17 protein-coding genes are annotated in these 15663 nt (G+C 73.9%); 9 read left to right on the top strand and 8 right to left on the bottom strand.

Features of this window, described 5'->3' with window-relative positions:
• Nucleotides 1–2: 2 nt before the first annotated feature.
• Entirely contained in the window at nucleotides 3–1853 is a 1851-nt protein-coding gene (locus tag OP18_RS39890) for a family 43 glycosylhydrolase (protein ID WP_052388027.1), read from the top strand.
• A 60-nt stretch (nucleotides 1854–1913) separates the two neighbouring features.
• On the opposite strand, the gene OP18_RS39885 is transcribed toward OP18_RS39890, so the two are convergent.
• Nucleotides 1914–2933, bottom strand: coding sequence for an aldo/keto reductase (locus OP18_RS39885; RefSeq protein WP_033364384.1), 1020 nt, complete (start codon nucleotides 2931–2933; stop codon nucleotides 1914–1916).
• A gap of 115 nt (nucleotides 2934–3048) precedes the next feature.
• Here OP18_RS39885 and OP18_RS39880 point away from each other — a divergent pair, with 115 nt between their 5' ends.
• Nucleotides 3049–3624 carry a TetR/AcrR family transcriptional regulator gene (locus tag OP18_RS39880; RefSeq protein ID WP_033364383.1) on the top strand — a complete coding sequence of 192 codons (576 nt, stop codon included), beginning with the start codon at nucleotides 3049–3051 and terminating at the stop codon, nucleotides 3622–3624.
• A gap of 52 nt (nucleotides 3625–3676) precedes the next feature.
• Here OP18_RS39880 and OP18_RS39875 read toward each other — a convergent pair whose 3' ends face one another.
• Genes OP18_RS39875 through OP18_RS39865 form a run of 3 tightly spaced genes read right to left on the bottom strand, consistent with a single transcriptional unit; the run spans nucleotide 3677 to nucleotide 6317 of the window.
• Complete coding sequence (locus OP18_RS39875) at nucleotides 3677–4333, bottom strand: response regulator (protein WP_033364382.1); 657 nt, start codon at nucleotides 4331–4333, stop codon at nucleotides 3677–3679.
• Nucleotides 4330–5484 carry a sensor histidine kinase gene (locus tag OP18_RS39870; RefSeq protein ID WP_033364381.1) on the bottom strand — a complete coding sequence of 385 codons (1155 nt, stop codon included), beginning with the start codon at nucleotides 5482–5484 and terminating at the stop codon, nucleotides 4330–4332. The genes OP18_RS39875 and OP18_RS39870 overlap by 4 nt, the downstream gene beginning before the upstream one ends.
• Entirely contained in the window at nucleotides 5481–6317 is an 837-nt protein-coding gene (locus OP18_RS39865; protein ID WP_033364467.1) for a CPBP family intramembrane glutamic endopeptidase, read from the bottom strand. Before OP18_RS39865 ends, OP18_RS39870 begins: the two co-directional genes overlap by 4 nt.
• Before the next feature lie 165 nt (nucleotides 6318–6482).
• Here OP18_RS39865 and OP18_RS56015 point away from each other — a divergent pair, with 165 nt between their 5' ends.
• The 3 genes from OP18_RS56015 to OP18_RS39850 all read left to right on the top strand — a co-directional run bounded on the left by OP18_RS56015 (nucleotide 6483) and on the right by OP18_RS39850 (nucleotide 7746).
• Nucleotides 6483–6671: a GAF domain-containing protein gene (locus tag OP18_RS56015; RefSeq protein ID WP_081971510.1), complete on the top strand. Its 189-nt coding sequence runs from the start codon at nucleotides 6483–6485 to the stop codon at nucleotides 6669–6671.
• 71 nt (nucleotides 6672–6742) lie between these two features.
• On the top strand, nucleotides 6743–7054 hold the full coding sequence (locus OP18_RS39855; protein ID WP_033364380.1) for an antibiotic biosynthesis monooxygenase family protein: 312 nt from the start codon (nucleotides 6743–6745) through the stop codon (nucleotides 7052–7054).
• Nucleotides 7051–7746: an alpha/beta hydrolase gene (locus OP18_RS39850; RefSeq protein WP_033364379.1), complete on the top strand. Its 696-nt coding sequence runs from the start codon at nucleotides 7051–7053 to the stop codon at nucleotides 7744–7746. Before OP18_RS39855 ends, OP18_RS39850 begins: the two co-directional genes overlap by 4 nt.
• A 9-nt stretch (nucleotides 7747–7755) precedes the next feature.
• Here the strand turns inward: OP18_RS39850 and OP18_RS39845 are convergent, their stop codons facing one another.
• A complete protein-coding gene (locus OP18_RS39845) occupies nucleotides 7756–8694 on the bottom strand; it encodes a tachylectin-related carbohydrate-binding protein (RefSeq protein ID WP_033364378.1) in 939 nt (312 codons plus the stop codon).
• A gap of 214 nt (nucleotides 8695–8908) precedes the next feature.
• On the opposite strand from OP18_RS39845, the gene OP18_RS53710 reads away from it, so the two are divergent.
• Nucleotides 8909–11644, top strand: coding sequence for a hybrid sensor histidine kinase/response regulator (locus OP18_RS53710; RefSeq protein WP_052388025.1), 2736 nt, complete (start codon nucleotides 8909–8911; stop codon nucleotides 11642–11644).
• Between the two features lie 738 nt (nucleotides 11645–12382).
• Here the strand turns inward: OP18_RS53710 and OP18_RS39835 are convergent.
• Genes OP18_RS39835 through OP18_RS39825 form a run of 3 tightly spaced genes read right to left on the bottom strand, consistent with a single transcriptional unit; the run spans nucleotide 12383 to nucleotide 14435 of the window.
• The gene (locus OP18_RS39835) at nucleotides 12383–12871 is read right to left on the bottom strand and encodes a hypothetical protein (RefSeq protein ID WP_033364377.1); all 489 of its coding nucleotides are present in this window, start codon (nucleotides 12869–12871) and stop codon (nucleotides 12383–12385) included.
• 5 nt (nucleotides 12872–12876) lie between these two features.
• A complete protein-coding gene (locus OP18_RS39830) occupies nucleotides 12877–13791 on the bottom strand; it encodes an aminoglycoside phosphotransferase family protein (RefSeq protein WP_033364376.1) in 915 nt (304 codons plus the stop codon).
• The gene (locus OP18_RS39825) at nucleotides 13788–14435 is read right to left on the bottom strand and encodes a TetR/AcrR family transcriptional regulator (RefSeq protein WP_052388024.1); all 648 of its coding nucleotides are present in this window, start codon (nucleotides 14433–14435) and stop codon (nucleotides 13788–13790) included. The genes OP18_RS39830 and OP18_RS39825 overlap by 4 nt, the downstream gene beginning before the upstream one ends.
• Before the next feature lie 71 nt (nucleotides 14436–14506).
• Between OP18_RS39825 and OP18_RS39820 the strand changes: the two genes are divergently transcribed.
• From OP18_RS39820 to OP18_RS39810, 3 genes are read left to right on the top strand one after another with little or no spacing between them, the layout of a single operon-like run.
• Complete coding sequence (locus tag OP18_RS39820; RefSeq protein ID WP_052388023.1) at nucleotides 14507–14893, top strand: DUF1761 domain-containing protein; 387 nt, start codon at nucleotides 14507–14509, stop codon at nucleotides 14891–14893.
• Between the two features lie 11 nt (nucleotides 14894–14904).
• The gene (locus OP18_RS39815) at nucleotides 14905–15201 is read left to right on the top strand and encodes a DUF1905 domain-containing protein (protein WP_033364374.1); all 297 of its coding nucleotides are present in this window, start codon (nucleotides 14905–14907) and stop codon (nucleotides 15199–15201) included.
• Between the two features lie 16 nt (nucleotides 15202–15217).
• Complete coding sequence (locus OP18_RS39810) at nucleotides 15218–15532, top strand: DUF4241 domain-containing protein (RefSeq protein ID WP_245635690.1); 315 nt, start codon at nucleotides 15218–15220, stop codon at nucleotides 15530–15532.
• Nucleotides 15533–15663 lie beyond the last annotated feature (131 nt).

The following is a 15663-nucleotide window of genomic DNA, read 5'->3' as shown; positions in this document are numbered from 1 at the left end:
GGATGACCGCGACCATCTCCGGGCTCGGGGCCGTGCTGCGGCGCCGGACGCTGCTCACCGCCGCCTGGGTGGTGACGCTGCTGGCCGTCGTGGCGGTGTTCGTGCCGTCCGCCCGGGCCGACAACCCGATCGTGCAGACGATCTACACCGCCGACCCCGCCCCGCTGGTCTACAACGGCCGGGTCTACCTGTACACCGGACACGACGAGGACAACTCGACCTACTTCACGATGAAGGAGTGGCGGGTCTACTCGACCACGGACATGGTGAACTGGACCGACCACGGCTCGCCGATGAGCCTCACCACGTTCAGCTGGGCCAGCGCCAACGCGTGGGCCGGCCAGGTCGTCAACCGCAACGGCAAGTTCTACTGGTACGTGCCGGTGACGAACCGCTCGACCGGCCGGATGGCGATCGGCGTCGGCGTGTCCAACAGCCCGACCGGGCCGTTCACCGACGCCATCGGCCGGCCGCTGGTGGAGAACAACGAGATCGACCCGACGGTGTTCATCGACGACAACGGCCAGGCGTACCTGTACTGGGGCAACCCGAACCTGTGGTACGTGCGGCTGAACACCGACATGATCTCCTACTCGGGCTCGGTGACCCAGATCCCGCTGACCACCGCCGGGTTCGGCACCCGCACCGGCAACGCCAGCCGGCCCACCCTCTACGAGGAGGGGCCGTGGGTGTACCAGCGCGGGAACACCTACTACAACGTCTTCGCCGCGAAGTGCTGCTCGGAGTTCATCGGCTACTCGACCGCGTCCAGCCCGACCGGGCCGTGGACCTACCGCGGCACGGTCATGCCGACGCAGGGCAGCAGCTTCACCAACCACCCCGGGATCATCGACTACGCCGGTAACTCGTATTTCTTCTACCACAACGGCGCACTGCCGGGCGGTGGCGGCTACACCAGGTCGGTGGCCGTGGAGAGGTTCAGCTACAACGCCGACGGCAGCATCCCGACGATCAACATGACCACCGGTGGTGCGCCGCAGGTCGGGACGCTCGACCCGTACGTGCGGCAGGAGGCGGAGACGATCGCCTGGGAGACCGGCGTGGAGACCGAACCCTCCAGCGAGGGCGGCATGAACGTCGGCTGGATCGAGAACGGTGACTCGATCAAGGTCAAGGGCGTGGCGTTCGGCGGGGGAGCGACATCGTTCACCGCCAGGGTCGCCTCGGCGACCAGCGGCGGGCGCATCGAGGTGCGCCTCGACAGCGTCAACGGCACGCTCGTCGGGACCTGCACGGTCGGCGGCACCGGCGGCTGGCAGACCTGGACGACGGTCACCTGCCCGGTCAGCGGCGCCACCGGCACCCACGACCTGTACCTGAAGTTCACCGGCGGCAGCGGCAACCTGTTCAACGTCAACTGGTGGCAGTTCGCCGGCGGTGGGAGCAGCACGGGCAACATCCTCACCAACGGCGGCGCGGAGGACGGCACGTCCGGCTGGGGCGTCTTCGGCACGGGCACGCTGTCGTCGAACACCTCCGTGGCGCACAGCGGCAGCCGGTCGCTGCAGCTGTCCGGCCGCACCGCGGCGTGGAACGGCGTCGCGCAGGACGTGACGTCGAAGCTGGTCAACGGCAAGAGCTACGCGACCAGCGTGTGGGTGCGTTCGGGCTCGGGCACGCCGAGCGCGAAGGCGATGCTCGCGGTCACCGCCAACGGCACGACGAGCTACGTGCAGCTGGCCCCGGCGACGACCGTGAACACCAACGGCTGGACCCAGCTGAGCGGCACCGCGACCGTGTCGTGGTCCGGGACGCTGACCGGTGCCACGTTCTACGTCGAGACGACGGCGGGCACCGACCCGCTCATCGTCGACGACGCCTCGCTGCAGTAACGGCGCGGCGTCACCGAGGGCCGCCGGGGCATCGCCCCGGCGGCCCTTACGCTGGTGTCCTCAGGCGGCGGCGCGTGCGGCCGGCGGCCGCCGCCGCAGGGCCGGCTCGGTCAGGGCCGGCGGCTGGTGGGCCTGGTCGAGGACGCCGACGTCGGTGCCCGGCGGGACGATCGCGTCGATGCGGTCGAGCAGGTCGTCGTCGAGGGTGACGTCCAGGCCGGTGAGCAGCGCGTCGAGATGCGCCATGGTGCGCGCACCGACCAGCGCGGTGGTGACACCGGGATGGGCGATCGCGAACGCCATCGCGAGGTGGGTCATCGGCAGGCCCGCCTCGGCGGCGAGGGGGATGAGCCGCTCGACGACGTCGACACGGCGCTCGTCGCTGAGGTGCCGCACGAGCCCGGCGCGGCGCACGTCGGTGCCCGCGTCGCGGCGGATGCGGCCGGTGAGCATGCCCTGGCCGAGCGGCCCCCAGACGAGGGTGCCGATGCCGAAGCGCTGGGTGGTGGGCAGGATCTCGCGTTCGATGCCGCGGTTGAGGATGGAGTACGCGGGCTGCTCGGTGTGCAACGGGGTGAGGCCGCGCCGTTCGGCGACCCACCGGGCCTCGACGATGCTGCTGGCGGGGCTCTGCGACGCGCCGATCGCGCGGACCTTGCCGGCGGCGATGAGGTCGGTCAGCGCCGCGAGGGTCTCCTCGATGTCGGTGTCCGGGTCGGGCCGGTGCAGCTGGTACAGGTCGATGTGGTCGGTGCGCAGGCGGCGCAGCGAGCGCTCGACGGCGGTGACGATCCAGCGCCGCGAGCCGCCCTGCCGGTTGGGGTCCTGCCCGTCCGGGCGGCCGAACTTGGTGGCGAGCACGACGCCGTCGCGGCGGCCCTGCAGGGCCTTGCCGACGACCTCCTCCGAGTCGCCGTAGGCGTCGGCGGTGTCGATGAGGTTGATGCCGGCGTCGAGGGCCTTGTGGATGATGCGGGCCGACTCCTCGGGCGCGTTGCCCATGGTGGTGGCGAACATGAGGGCACCGAGGCCGTACGGGCTGACCTTGATGCCGGTGCGGCCGAGCGTGCGGTACTGCATGGAACGTCTCCCTGCGCTGGTGGGACGGTGGTGCGTGGCGTAGGCTGCGGCAGAAGTGGAATCGCTTTCCGGAACTATACGGAAAGCGATTCCGGTTATGCAAGGGAGGAGCCCGGTGACCCAGGATGCGACCGGACCGGCGCCGCGCCGGCGGGCCGACGCGCGGCGCAACGTCGAGGCGTTGCTCGAGGCCGCCCGGAAGGTCTTCGACACCTCCGGCGTCGACGCGCCGGCGAAGGAGATCACCGACCTGGCCGGGGTCGGCGTCGGCACCCTGTACCGGCATTTCCCGCAGCGCGCCGACCTGGTCAAGGCCGTGGTGGAGGGCGGCATCGACGCCGTCGCCGAGGCCGGCCCGGCGCTGGCCGCCCGGCACCCACCGGCCGAGGCGCTGGACCGGTGGATCGACCGGTTCACCGACCTGCTCGGCACCAAGCGCGGCCTCGCCTCGGCGCTGCACTCGGGCGATCCGGCGTTCGCGGGCCTGCCGGGCTACTTCCACCAGCGCCTGGAGCCGGTGCTCACCGCGCTGCTGGACGCCGCCGTGGCCGACGGCTCGATCCGCCCCGACGTCGGCGCCGAGGACCTGCTGTACGCGATCACCCAGCTCTGCCAGCCGGTGCCGGGCCGCGGCCCGGACCACGCCCGGCGCATCGTCGGCGTCCTCGTCGACGGTCTGCGCGTGCGGTGACCCCGCTCAGCCCCGCTGCGGGCCGCGGCCGGCCAGGGTCGGCCGCAGCAGCTCAGGACACCAGCCCGGTGCGGTAGGCGTAGACCACCGCCTGGACGCGGTCGCGCAGGGTGAGCTTGGTCAGGATGCGCGACACGTACGTCTTCACCGTCTCTTGGCTGATCACCAAGGCCGCGGCGATCTCCTGGTTGGACAGGCCCTCGGCGATGAGCCGCAGCACCTCCAGCTCCCGCGGGGTCAGCGCCGCGTCGCGGCGGGCCTCGGGCGGGCGGATGCGGGCCGCGTACCGGCCGACCAGCCGCCGGGTCACCTCGGGCGCCAGCAGCGCGGCCCCGGCCGCCACGGTGCGGATGCCCTCCAGCAGCTGCGCCGGTGGGGCGTCCTTGAGCAGGAACCCGCTCGCGCCGGCGCGCAGCGCCTCGTACACGTACTCGTCCAGGTTGAACGTGGTCACCACGAGCACCTTCACCGGCCGGGCCACGCCGGCGCCGGCCAGCAGACGGGTCGCCTCGATGCCGTCGAGCACCGGCATGCGCACGTCCATCACCACCACGTCGGGGTGCAGCCGGGCGGCGAGGTCGACCGCGGCCCGGCCGTCGCCGCACTCGCCGACCACCTCCAGGTCGGGCTGGGCGTCGATGATGGTGGCGAAACCGGTGCGGATCAGCGCCTGGTCGTCGCAGACCAGCACCCGGACCGGCGCGGTCACGACGGGTGCCCGGTGGGGATGCTGGCCCGCACGACGAAGCCGCCTTCCGGCCCGGCGCCGGCGCTGAACTCGCCGCCGAGCACGCCGACGCGCTCGCGCAGCCCGGCGAGGCCGCGCCCGCCGCCGGTGGGCGCCGCGGGGTGCGGGACCGGGCCGTCGGTGCTGACCTCCACCGTGGTCCGTTCGCCGCCGTGCCGCACGTGCACGGTGGTGCGGCTGCCGTGGGCGTGCTTGAGCGCGTTGGTCAGGGCCTCCTGCACGACCCGGTACGCGGCCGCCTCGGCGCTGCCGGGCGGCTGCGCGGGGGTGCCGTCCTCGTGCAGCTCCACCGGCTGCCCCGCCTGCCGGGCCTGCGCCACGAGGGTGGGCACCGCACCGGCGGACGGCGTGCGCGGCCCGGTGCCGTGCTCCGGGTTGAGCAGGTCCAGCAGGTGCCGCAGGTCCGTGATGGCCCGCCGGCCGGTGTCGGTGATCGCGGTCAGCGCCTGGTCGAGCCGGTCGGGCGCGGCAGTCAGGTACCGCGCCGCCTCCGCCTGCACCACCATCGCCGTCACGTGGTGCGTCACGATGTCGTGCAGCTCGCCGGCGATGCGGGCCCGCTCGGCGGCGGCGGTCCGCTCGGCGACGTGCCGGCGCAGCTCCGCCTCGGCGGCCCGGGTCGTGCGCAGCCACGCCCCGGCGCCCCACGCGATCGCCAGCGCCAGGTAGAACGTGACGAACCCGGCCGCCCCCTCGGTGGAGCCGCCCCGGTCGAGGGCGACGGCCAGCGGCACGTACGCCGCCGACACCACCACCAGGACCGTGCGCCGGTGCCGCTCCAGGTGGGCCGCGGCGCTCAGCAGCGCGACGGGCAGCGCCGTGCCGGCGACCATGTGGTAGCCGAGCAGCTGGTCGGCGGCGAACCCCGCCGACACCAGCAGCAGGCACGCGGCCGGCCAGCGGCGGCGCACCGCCAGCGGCAGGCACTCCAGGGTGAGCACCGCGACCGCGAGCCCGTCCATCGGCCGGCCCGGCAGGTCGCCGAGCTGGGTGCCGCGGTGGTGCAGGGCCGGCACCAGCGACGCGACGGCGAGCAGCAGCCCGAGGGGGAGGTCCCGGACCATGACGGGCAGGCGCCGCCACCGGTCCCGGAGGTGCCGCAGGTCGATCACGGTGCGAGCGTAGCGGCCGGGTCGGCGGGGGCGGTGCGGCCTCGGCGGGGCACCATGGTGCCCCGCCGCCGGGCCAGGCGCAGGAACACCGCGGTCAACGCCACCCCGGCCAGCAGCGCCCACACGCTGCCCTCGGGGCCGAACCCGCCGCCGCTGAGCACCGCCGGGCCCGACGTGACCCCGTCCAGGAGCCCCTGCGGGGCGTCCTTGCCGGACACGTCGGTGCCGAACACGCCACCGCCGGCGAAGTTCCAGCCGAAGTGCACGCCGATCGGCACCCACAGGTTGCGGGTCGCGGCGTACACGGCGGCGAGCAGCGCCCCGGCCTCGACCGCGACGGCGAGCGCGCTCCACAGCGTCGCGTTCGGGTTCGGCAGGTGCGCCAGCCCGAACAGCGGCGCGGTGAGCAGCAGCGCGCCCCACGTGCCGAGGCGCTCCTCGACGATGCGGAACAGCACTCCGCGGAAGAGCAGCTCCTCGGTCACCGCCGCGGCGGCCATGAACCCGACCAGCGCCACCGCGCCTCCCGCGGAGCCCCAGCCGTGCACCCGGTAGCCGCCGGTGACGGCGATGGCCGCCACGACCGCGGCGAACATCGCGAAGCCGACGAGCACCCCGCGCCCCAGCTTCGGCCCGGCTCCCCGCGCGGCGACCTCGACGGGCGCCCGGCGCTCGGTGCGCCGCACCACCCACGCGTACGCCAGTAGCGACAGCACCGCCGTCGCCACTCCCAGCACCAGGGTCAGCGGCACGTTCCACCGTGCCGCGCCGACCGCCAGGCTGCCGGCGAACGCGACCGCCGCGACGGCCGCGAGCTGCTTGAGCAGTCGCATCATGGCTCCTTCAATGAGATCCCCGCGGCACCCCGCCACGGCCACTCCGAACGCTATGGATGCACCGCCGTCGCGGCGTCACCGTGCGGTGGACATCGCCCGTAGCTCGCACGGGGGACCCGCCGCGGCGGCAGCCGAGACATTCAGCCCGACAACATCATTGACATGTGCCCAATAGCGGTGCGCGACGAGGGCATCCGCAGCTACGCCGGCGCGCCGCTGGTCAGCGCCGGGGGTCACGTCCTCGGCGGCCTGTGCGTCCTGGACGTGCGGCCGCACGACTTCGACGACACCACCCTGGACCTGCTGCGCGACCGCGCCGCCCGGGTGGTGGCCCTCCTCGGGCGGGACTGACCCGGCCGGGACTTCCCTCCGCGGCGAACTGATGGAAACATCGGTTCGCACAGCGGAACGAGGGGAGTGTCATGCACGTCGTGGTCAGCCAGGCCTGGACCCTGGACGCGGAGGGGCACGCCGAGGCGTACATCGCCCTGTCCGCCCGCTTCGCCGAGTTCTTCGCCGCCCACCCCGGCTTCCGCGGCCGCTGGCTGGTCCGCGACGTGGAGGACCCGACGCACTTCACGCACATCCGCCTGTTCGACACGGCCGAGTCCTACGCCGAGGCGACCCGCACCCCGGGCTACGTCGCGCACACCGAGGCCATGTACGAGCACCTGCGCCCGTACGACACCTACCCGCGCACCATCGGCGAGGTCGTCCTGGAGGACCGGCCGTGACCGTGTTCGTCCTCGTGCACGGCGCCTTCCGCGGCGGGTGGGCCTGGTCCCGGGTCCGGCGCGCCCTCGCCGCCGCCGGGCACGAGGTGCACACGCCGTCGCTGACCGGGATGGGCGACCGCCGGCACCTCACCGCCGAGCCGCCGAGCCTGGACACCTGGGCCCTCGACATCGCCAACCTGCTGGCCGAGGAGGACCTGCGCGACGTCGTGCTGGCCGGGCACAGCCTGGGCGGCGTCGCGATCGCCGCCGCGGCCCGCCGGTGCGCGGACCGCCTGGCCCGGCTCGTCTTCCTCGACGCGCCCGAGCCGCTGCCGGGCGAGCGCGCCGCCGGGCTGCTCGGCCCGGTGCCCGACCTGCCGCGGGACCTGTGGCTGCCCGCGAAGCCGCTCGACCCGGCCGCGGACCCGTCCCTCGACCCGGACACGGTCGCCTGGATGAACGCCCGGCTGTGCCCCACCCCGCTGGCGCCCTCCCTGGATCCGATGCCCGCACAGACGGTGGCGTCGGCGGCGGTACCGCGCACGCACCTGTTCTGCACCGGCACGCCGCCCGGGTACCCGGCCTCGGTCACCCTGCGGCGGCTGCGCGCCGGCGGTGCGCCGTACCGGCTGATCGACAGCGGGCACGACGCGCCGCTGAGCCGGCCGGTCGAGCTGGCCGCGCTCCTGGCCGGCCCCGGGGCCGCGTGAGCCCGGGCGCTACATCCAGCCGGTGCCGATCTTCGGCGGGTCCGTCTGGTAATACCAGGACGGGTACTCGTAGCGGTACCAGGCGTCGTAGTTCCACCGCAGGTCGCCGTCGCGGTCGACCATGTACATCCGGCCCTGGCCGCCCGACTGCACGGTCTGGAAACCGTACGTGCCGCCCCGCCAGCCGGTCCCGACGACGGTGCCGGCTCCGGCCTCCCAGGTGTCGCCGTCGCCCCGCCTGGCGTGCCGGTACCGGTACCAGCGCAGGTTGCCGTCGGCGTCGACGCCCCACACGGTGCCTTCGGGCTCGGCGGTGACGTAGACGAAGCCGTTCCAGCCGATGCCGATCTGGCGGCCGCTGTTGAGCGCCCAGTGCCCGTTCACGCCCGGGACGCCGACGTACCGGTGCCAGTACAGCCGGCCCTGCGTGTCGACCGTGTAGAAGATGCTCCCGGGCTCGGTGCCGTCGGGACGGTCGATGCCGTCGTCGTAGCCGCCGCTGACCAGGAACTTGAGGCTCTGCCAGCCGGTCCAGCTGCGCGGCGCGAGCTCCACCGGCGCGCCGCCGTTCTGCCAGGCGCCGGCGCCGTTGTTGGCGAGGTAGGACCAGTAGTAGCCGTAGACGCCGGAGCTGTCGACGGCGAGGTAGAGGTTGTCGTACGTGTGGTTGATGCCGGTCGAGGCGAGCAGGCTGAAGCGCTGGAAGCCGTCGCCGCGGTGGAACGGGCCGAGCCACGAGCCGCTGCCCCACTGCCAGTTGTTGTGGTAGTACATGAGCAGCGCCCCGCCCGGGGTCACCAGGCTCAGGTTGCCGAACTGCCCGGCCAGCAGCAGGTTCTTGGTCCGCGCCGCGTGTGCCGTGCCCGGCGCGACGAGCCCGGCGGTGGCCGCCCCGGCCCCGGCCGCCGCCCCGGCCAGCAGCAGCGACCGTCGTGTCATGGTGCTCATCCGATGTCCTCCCGTCGGTTCGGAAACGACCGTTCGTTCCAATGCCACGGCTCCTTCCACGCGATGGCTGGATGGCGCCGGCCCATCCTGGCGGCCGTGGCTCGCAATGCGCTCGCAACGCCGGGCGCCCCCGGCGTCCGGTGCACGGCCGTCGGGCTCAAGTGGGTGCCCGGCCCGGCCGATAGACCGACAGGAGCGTCGGAGGGCTGGGACGATGGACGAGTCGGCACCGCGCGGTCCGCGGGGCTGGACGGTGGCGCGGCTGCTGGCCGCCGGCTACGTGCTGGCCATCGGCGGGCTGCTGCTGGTCGGTGCGGCCGCGTACCTGCGCATCGGGGTGCTGCTGGCCGACCGGGCCGTGGTCGAGCAGAGCCACGCCGTCGGCGACGACATCCGGTTGCTGCGCACCCAGCTGGAGGACGCCGAACGCGGCCAGCGCGGCTACGTCATCACCGGCGACGAGGTGTACCTGCGGCCGTACACGGCGGCGGTCGGCGACGTCGCGCGGACCATGCGGCGGCTGCGCACGGCGGCCGCGGGCGACCCCGGCCAGCGGCGGACGGTGCAGGACCTGCAGGCGCCGGTCGCCGACAAGCTCGCCGAGCTGGCCGAGACGATCCGGCTGCGCCGCGCGGAAGGGTTCGAGGCCGCCCAGCGGCTGGTCGCCACGGACCGCGGCGTGCGGGACATGACGGTCATCGAAGGGTTCCTCGACGACCTCGCCGCCGACCAGCAGCGGGTCCTCGCCGCGAGGCAGCGCGACAGCGCCGCCGCCGCGGCCGCCACCCGCGGCTGGATCCTCGGCATCACGCTCGGCGTCGCCGTGGTGGCCGCGGCCGGCGCGTGGTGGGCGACCCGGAAGGTCACCCGCCCGATCGCGGCCGTGACCGCCGCCGCCCGCCGGGTCGCCACCGGCGAGCCGTCCGACGGCGCGGCCGTGCGCGGACCCGCCGAGCTGGCCGAGATGGCCGCCGCGGTCAACGCCGCCACCCGCGTGGTGCTGCGGGCGCGCGACGAGGCGATGGCGGCGACCCAGGCGAAGTCGGCGTTCCTGGCCACGATGAGCCACGAGATCCGCACCCCGATGAACGCCGTCATCGGCATGACCGGGCTGCTGCTGGACACGGAGCTGACCCGCGAGCAGCGGGACCTGGCGGCGACCGTGCGCGACAGCGGCGAGGCGCTGCTCGCGATCATCAACGACATCCTGGACTTCTCGAAGATCGAGGCCGGGCAGCTCGAGCTCGAGGAGACCGTGTTCGACCTGCGCGAGTGCGTGGACAGCGCGCTCGCACTGGTCGCGGTGCCGGCGGCGGCGAAGGGCCTCGAGCTGGTCGCCGACGTCGGCGGTGCCCGGCCGCTGCGCGGCGACGTGACGCGGCTGCGGCAGGTCCTGGTCAACCTGCTGTCCAACGCGGTCAAGTTCACCGACACCGGCGAGATCATCGTCTCCGGTGAGGTAAAGGACCTGCACGGCGACGCGGCGGGGCGGGTCCAGGTCCGGCTCGCGGTGTCCGACACCGGCATCGGCGTCCCGGCCGAACGCATGGACCGGCTCTTCCGCTCGTTCAGCCAGGTCGACACCTCCACCACCCGCACCTACGGCGGCACCGGCCTGGGGCTGGCGATCAGCCGCCGCCTGGCCCGCGCCATGGGCGGCGACATCACCGTCGACAGCCGCCCCGGGCTGGGCTCCACCTTCACCGTGACCGCGGTGCTGCACACCAGCGCCACCCCACCCGCCGCGGACCGCGCCCCGGTCGACCTGACCGGCCGGTCGGCGCTCATCGTCGACGACAACACCGCGAACCGGCGCGTCCTGCAGGGCCAGCTGCACGGCTGGGGCATGACGTACACCGCCGTCGCCTCGGCCCACGAGGCGCTGGCGCTCGTCGAGGACGGGCAACGGTTCGACGTCGGCGTGCTGGACATGCACATGCCCGACGTCAACGGCGACGAGCTGGCCGTGCGGCTGCGTGCCCGGCCGGCCACCGAGGACCTGCCGCTGATCCTGCTCAGCAGCGTCAACGCCTCCGGCGAACGCCACCTCGGCGGGCGGTTCGCCGCGGTGCTGACCAAGCCGGCACGGGCGGCGGCGCTGCGCGCCACCCTCGCCCGGGTCCTGAACCCGCTGCCGTCCGGCGTCGAGGACGCCGCGCCCGGCGCCGCGCCCGCGCCGGCCCGCCCGCTGCGGGTCCTCGTCGCCGAGGACAACCAGGTCAACCAGACCGTCGCCACGATGATGCTGGACCGGCTCGGCCACCGCGCCGACGTGGTCGCCGACGGCGCCGAGGCGGTCGCCGCGGTGCACCGGGCCCGCTACGACGCGGTGCTCATGGACGTGCAGATGCCGGTCCTGGACGGCCTGGACGCCACCCGCCGCATCCGGGCCGAGCTGCCCGCCGACCGGCAGCCGCACATCATCGCGCTGACCGCGAGCGCCCTGATCGAGGACCGTACGGCGTGCGCGGCGGCCGGCATGGACGACTACCTCAGCAAGCCGATCCGCCCCGCCGACCTCGCCGCAGCCCTGCACCGCGGCACGGCGGGCGCCGCGGCGGACGGCGTCGACCCGCAGCCGGTGCCGGCCGTCGCCGACGGCATCCGCGCCCGAGTCCGGGAGCTGACCGACGACGACCCGTCGCCGCAGGAGATCGAGCTCGTCGACCGGGTGCTCGACGCGTTCTGCGTGAAGGCCCCCGAGACCCTGCACCGCCTCGCCGACGCGGTCGAGCGCGCCGACACGGCCGGCGTGGTCAGCGCCGCGCACACCCTGACCGGCGCCGCCGGCAATGTCGGCGCGGCCACCCTGGCCCGGCTCGGCCGCGACCTGGAGACCCGGGCCCGCGCCGCCGACCTGCCCGCCGAGCTGGATGCGTTGCGCGCCGAGCTGGACCGGGTCGTGGCGGCGGTGACCGCGGTCCGCGAGGAGCTCAACCGCCGACCCTGAGCGGCGGTCCCGCCGATGGCCCCGCCGGCGACGGCGCCACGAGTCGCGCGGGCGACACACCGTTGATTTCGCAGGTGGCGGACATCTGTCATGCTTTTCCTGCTGTACGCCGACGCCGGTCTCCCCGATGAAGTTGGTGTCCAGCGTCCCCCGTCGCCGCCGCGATGTGCCTTCGGCCACCTGATCAGTCAAACGGCTGTCCCAGAACGTTCCGGTTGGGCGCCATCTGCGAATCATGGGAGGTCGTGAACATGGCATTCATCCCAGTTATTCCGGGTCGTTCAGGCGTCGGATCTCTCCTGACATGCCTTTGAACACGTACGGTCTTTGCACACGCACGCAACCGAGGCCGGTCGGAGGTGTGTGAGTGACCGGAATCCTGCGTCACGGCCGAGATGTTTCCGCCGCGATGTCGCGCGGGCAGCGACCGGCTGCACAGGCTGCATCGCGTCTGGAGCGGATTGACGGAAACGCTGGGCAGGCGTAATTCCAGGAAGGAGGAAGTGATTGGAGCCTATTGCGCGCGAGATTGCGCGGACGGTCCGAGAAATTCTGAAGGACTGGCCTCGAACCATCCGCGCCTCGGTCCTACTGACGGTTGCCGCCGCAGTTTGGACCTGCTATCACCTGATCGTCACAAGGTAATGCGGTAGTCAGCGTAGGCGCCGCCTGCCGTCGTGGCCAAGGCGGCGCCGAATCATTTCAGCAGTCTGCACAGGGGATACCCGCCCTTCGCGCTCAGTAGTGGGCGTGGACCTGGGTCACCGGGTGGCCAAGGATCGCGCCGGTCGCGGCCAGCTCGTCGGCGCTGAGCTCCCAGGTGTCGCGGGTCCAGTTCATGACGCTCACCTCGAACCGCGCGAACCCGACCTCGGCCCCGAAGCGCAGCTGCGGCAGGGTGAGCGCGGCGCCGCAGCAGGGCACGGTCACGTCCAAGGTGTCCACGCTCGGCACGCCGGCGAGCCGCCCGCCGTTGGCGGCGCGCAGCAGGTCCCAGAGCCAGTCGAGGCCGAGCGCGGTGCCGCACCGCGGGCAGCCGACGTCCTGCATGTGCTCGCCGGGGTCGATCAGCGTGACGCGTTCGTAGAACACCGGCTCGACCGCCTCGGCGTGGTCGCCCGGCCCGGCGAACAGGCCGGCGACGTACCGCGCCGCGGCGGCGGCCGCCTCGGCCGTGGGCTGCCACCGCGGGTCCGTCGGGATGACCCGGATGTACAGGTCGCTCATCGGCGTCAGCCGGCGATGGCGACGAGGCGCCGCAGGGCGGCCCGGGCGGGCGGGCCCCAGGTGGGTTTGCCGCCGGGCAGGCCGCGCACGCCCGCGTCGCCGATGAGCAGGCCGCTGAGCACCCGGGCCATCGCGCAGCCGCGGGCCCGGCGCAGGGTGGCGGCGTCCGCTGCCGGGCGGTAGGCCGCGTGGAACGCGTCGACGGCGCCGTCGGGCAGCAGCAGCCACGCGGCGGCGAGGTCGTAGGCGGGGTCGCCGGCGCACAGGTCGCCGAAGTCGACCACGCCGCACAGCGTGCCGTCACCGGTGAGGACGTTGGCCGGGTGCAGGTCCGCGTGCAGCCACACCTTCGGGCCCGGCCACGGCGGCGCGGCGACCGCGTCCTGCCAGACCGCGCGGACGGCGTCCGGGTCGTCGACGAGGCCCAGGTCGGTGGCGGCGGCGAGCCCCCTGGCGAACGCCTCGTCCCGGTCCGCGAGGGGGCCGCCGCGGTCCCGCCCGGCGGGCGCGTCGTGCGGCGCGGGCCGGTGCAGCGCGGTCAGGAACGCGGCCAGGGCCGCCGCCGCGTCCGCGGCGCGCGTGACGGGGACCTGGTCGGCGGGGGTACCGCGGACCCAGGTGGTGACGAGCCACGGGCGGGGGAACCGGGCGGACGGCGCGCCGAGCCGCTGCGGGACGGGCACGGGCAGCGGCAGGCGCGCCGCGAGGGCGGGCAGCCAGGCGTGCTCCTTGCGCAGCAGCTCGTCGGCGGATCCCGTCGCCCACGGCAGCCGGACGGCCAGGTCGTCGCCGAGGCGCCACAGCTGGTTGTCCCAGCCGCGGGCGCCGAGCCGGACCGGCCGGTCGGCGAGGTCGGGGTGCTGGTCGCGGAGCAGGTCCCGGACGAGCTCGGCGGTGATCTCGAGATCGGCGTGGGTCACGGGGTGGAACGGTACCGGCTCAGGAACGTGGTGACGGCCTCGGCCGCGATCGACGCCAGTCGCCGCTCGTCGTCGGTGCGCGCGCCGCCCTGCAGGGTGACCCGGTTGAGGGGCGCGGCGATGACGAGCCAGGTGAACTGCTCGGCGGCCACGTCGGCGTCGGCGACGCGCAGCACGCCGCGCTCCGCCAGCCGCGCCAGCGCGCCGGCGAGCAGCCGCTGGTTGCGCTGCCAGCTGCGGGCCAGGTAGTCCGCCGCCACGGCCGGGAAGCGCTCGGCCTCCGTCGCGACCAGGTTGCGCATCTGCAGCACCGGCGGGCTCAGGATGCCGGCCTGCATCGTCCGGGCCAACTGCAGCAGCCCTTCCGCCACGTCCGGCGCGTCCAGCAGCGCCCGTACGTGCGGCACCATCGCGTCGTGGCCCCGGTCGACCCAGTCGCGCACGACGGCGGCGTACAGCTCGTCCTTCGACGGGTACTGCCGGTACAGGGTCTGCTTGGAGATCCGCGCGCCGGCCGCGACCGCGTCCATGGTGGCGCCCGCGTAGCCGTTGGCCAGGAACACCTGCCGGGCGACGGCGAGCAGCTCGGCGCCGCTGCTGCCGCCCGGACGCCCGCGGGGGCGCACGGCCGTGGTCTTGGACATCACCGAAGAGTACTGGACAGTACGCAATCCCTGCGCTTATGGTACTGGCACGTACTAAAAAGGAGTCCGCCATGGTCGTGCTCGGGATCGCGCTGGCCGCGGTCGCGGCGTTCATCGCCAGCAGCGTCTACTACGCCGTCGTCAGCCCGGCCGAGCGGCGGATCCTCGGCGACGCGGTGCTCGACCGCGGCCGGCCCACGGCGTGGAAGGTCGGTACCGAGCTGCTGCGCACGATGCTGGTGGCGGCCGTCTTCGCCTGGGTCGCCGACCAGGCCGGCCGGCTGTCGCTGCCGGAGAGCCTGCCGCTGGCGCTCGTGCTGTGGGCCGGGTTCCCGGTCGCGCTGCTGACCGGCTCCGTGGTGTGGGAGAAGGTCGCCCCGGTCACCGCGGCCATGCACGCCGGGGACTGGCTGCTCAAGTTGCTGCTCATCGCCGCGATCGTCGGCGCGTTGCACTGAAGGGATCCACGATGACCACCGAGAAGCCGGCCGTCGGGCCGATCGACCGCACCTTCGAGGCGGTGCTGCTGCAGAGCCCCGCGAAGGGCGGCTGGACCTACGTGATGATGGACGGCTCGGCCGAGTACTTCGGCACCCGCGGCCGGGTCAAGGTCTCCGGCACGGTCGACGACGCGCCGTTCACCACGTCGTTCATGGCGCTCGGCGACGGCACCCACAAGCTGCCCGTCACCGCCGAGCTGCGGGCCGCGATCGGCAAGCGGCCCGGCGACACCGTCACCGTCCACCTCCAGCAGCGCCTCAGCTGACCGCGCCATGCCGTACGTGCCGGATCTCGGTCTGCTGTTGACCGCGGGGCACCGCGCCGAGCGGGACGGGACCACCTATCGTGTGGAGCCGTACGACCTCGGGCCGGTGACGCTGCCGACCGGCAGGGTCGTCGGCTGCGACCCGCTGGTCCCGCGCACCACCCCGTTCGTCGATGAGGTGCCGCCGGGCCGGTACCTGCTGCGGGCCTGGGTGGCGGCGCTCGGCGGGGACGGCGGGCCGCAGCGGCGACGGGCGGATCACCGCCTTCGTCACCGACTTCCGCGTGGTGCCGCTCGAGTAGCGCGCTCGTCCGGTCACCGGTGGATGTGAGCGCTCCCATTCGAGGTCGCCGCGCGATCCCTTCCCACCCCTCCGGAGATTGTCGGTTTTCGCCGATTCGTGCGCGATTCGACCGCTAGACGTCCCGCATCCTCGGTGGGTAACGCTTTTTTCCCGGCAGA

It is taken from the genome of Dactylosporangium aurantiacum (assembly GCF_000716715.1).
Classification (GTDB): Bacteria; Actinomycetota; Actinomycetes; order Mycobacteriales; family Micromonosporaceae; genus Dactylosporangium; species Dactylosporangium aurantiacum.
Note: the sequence above shows the minus strand (reverse complement) of the source record. Positions and strands in the feature narration are given on the sequence as shown.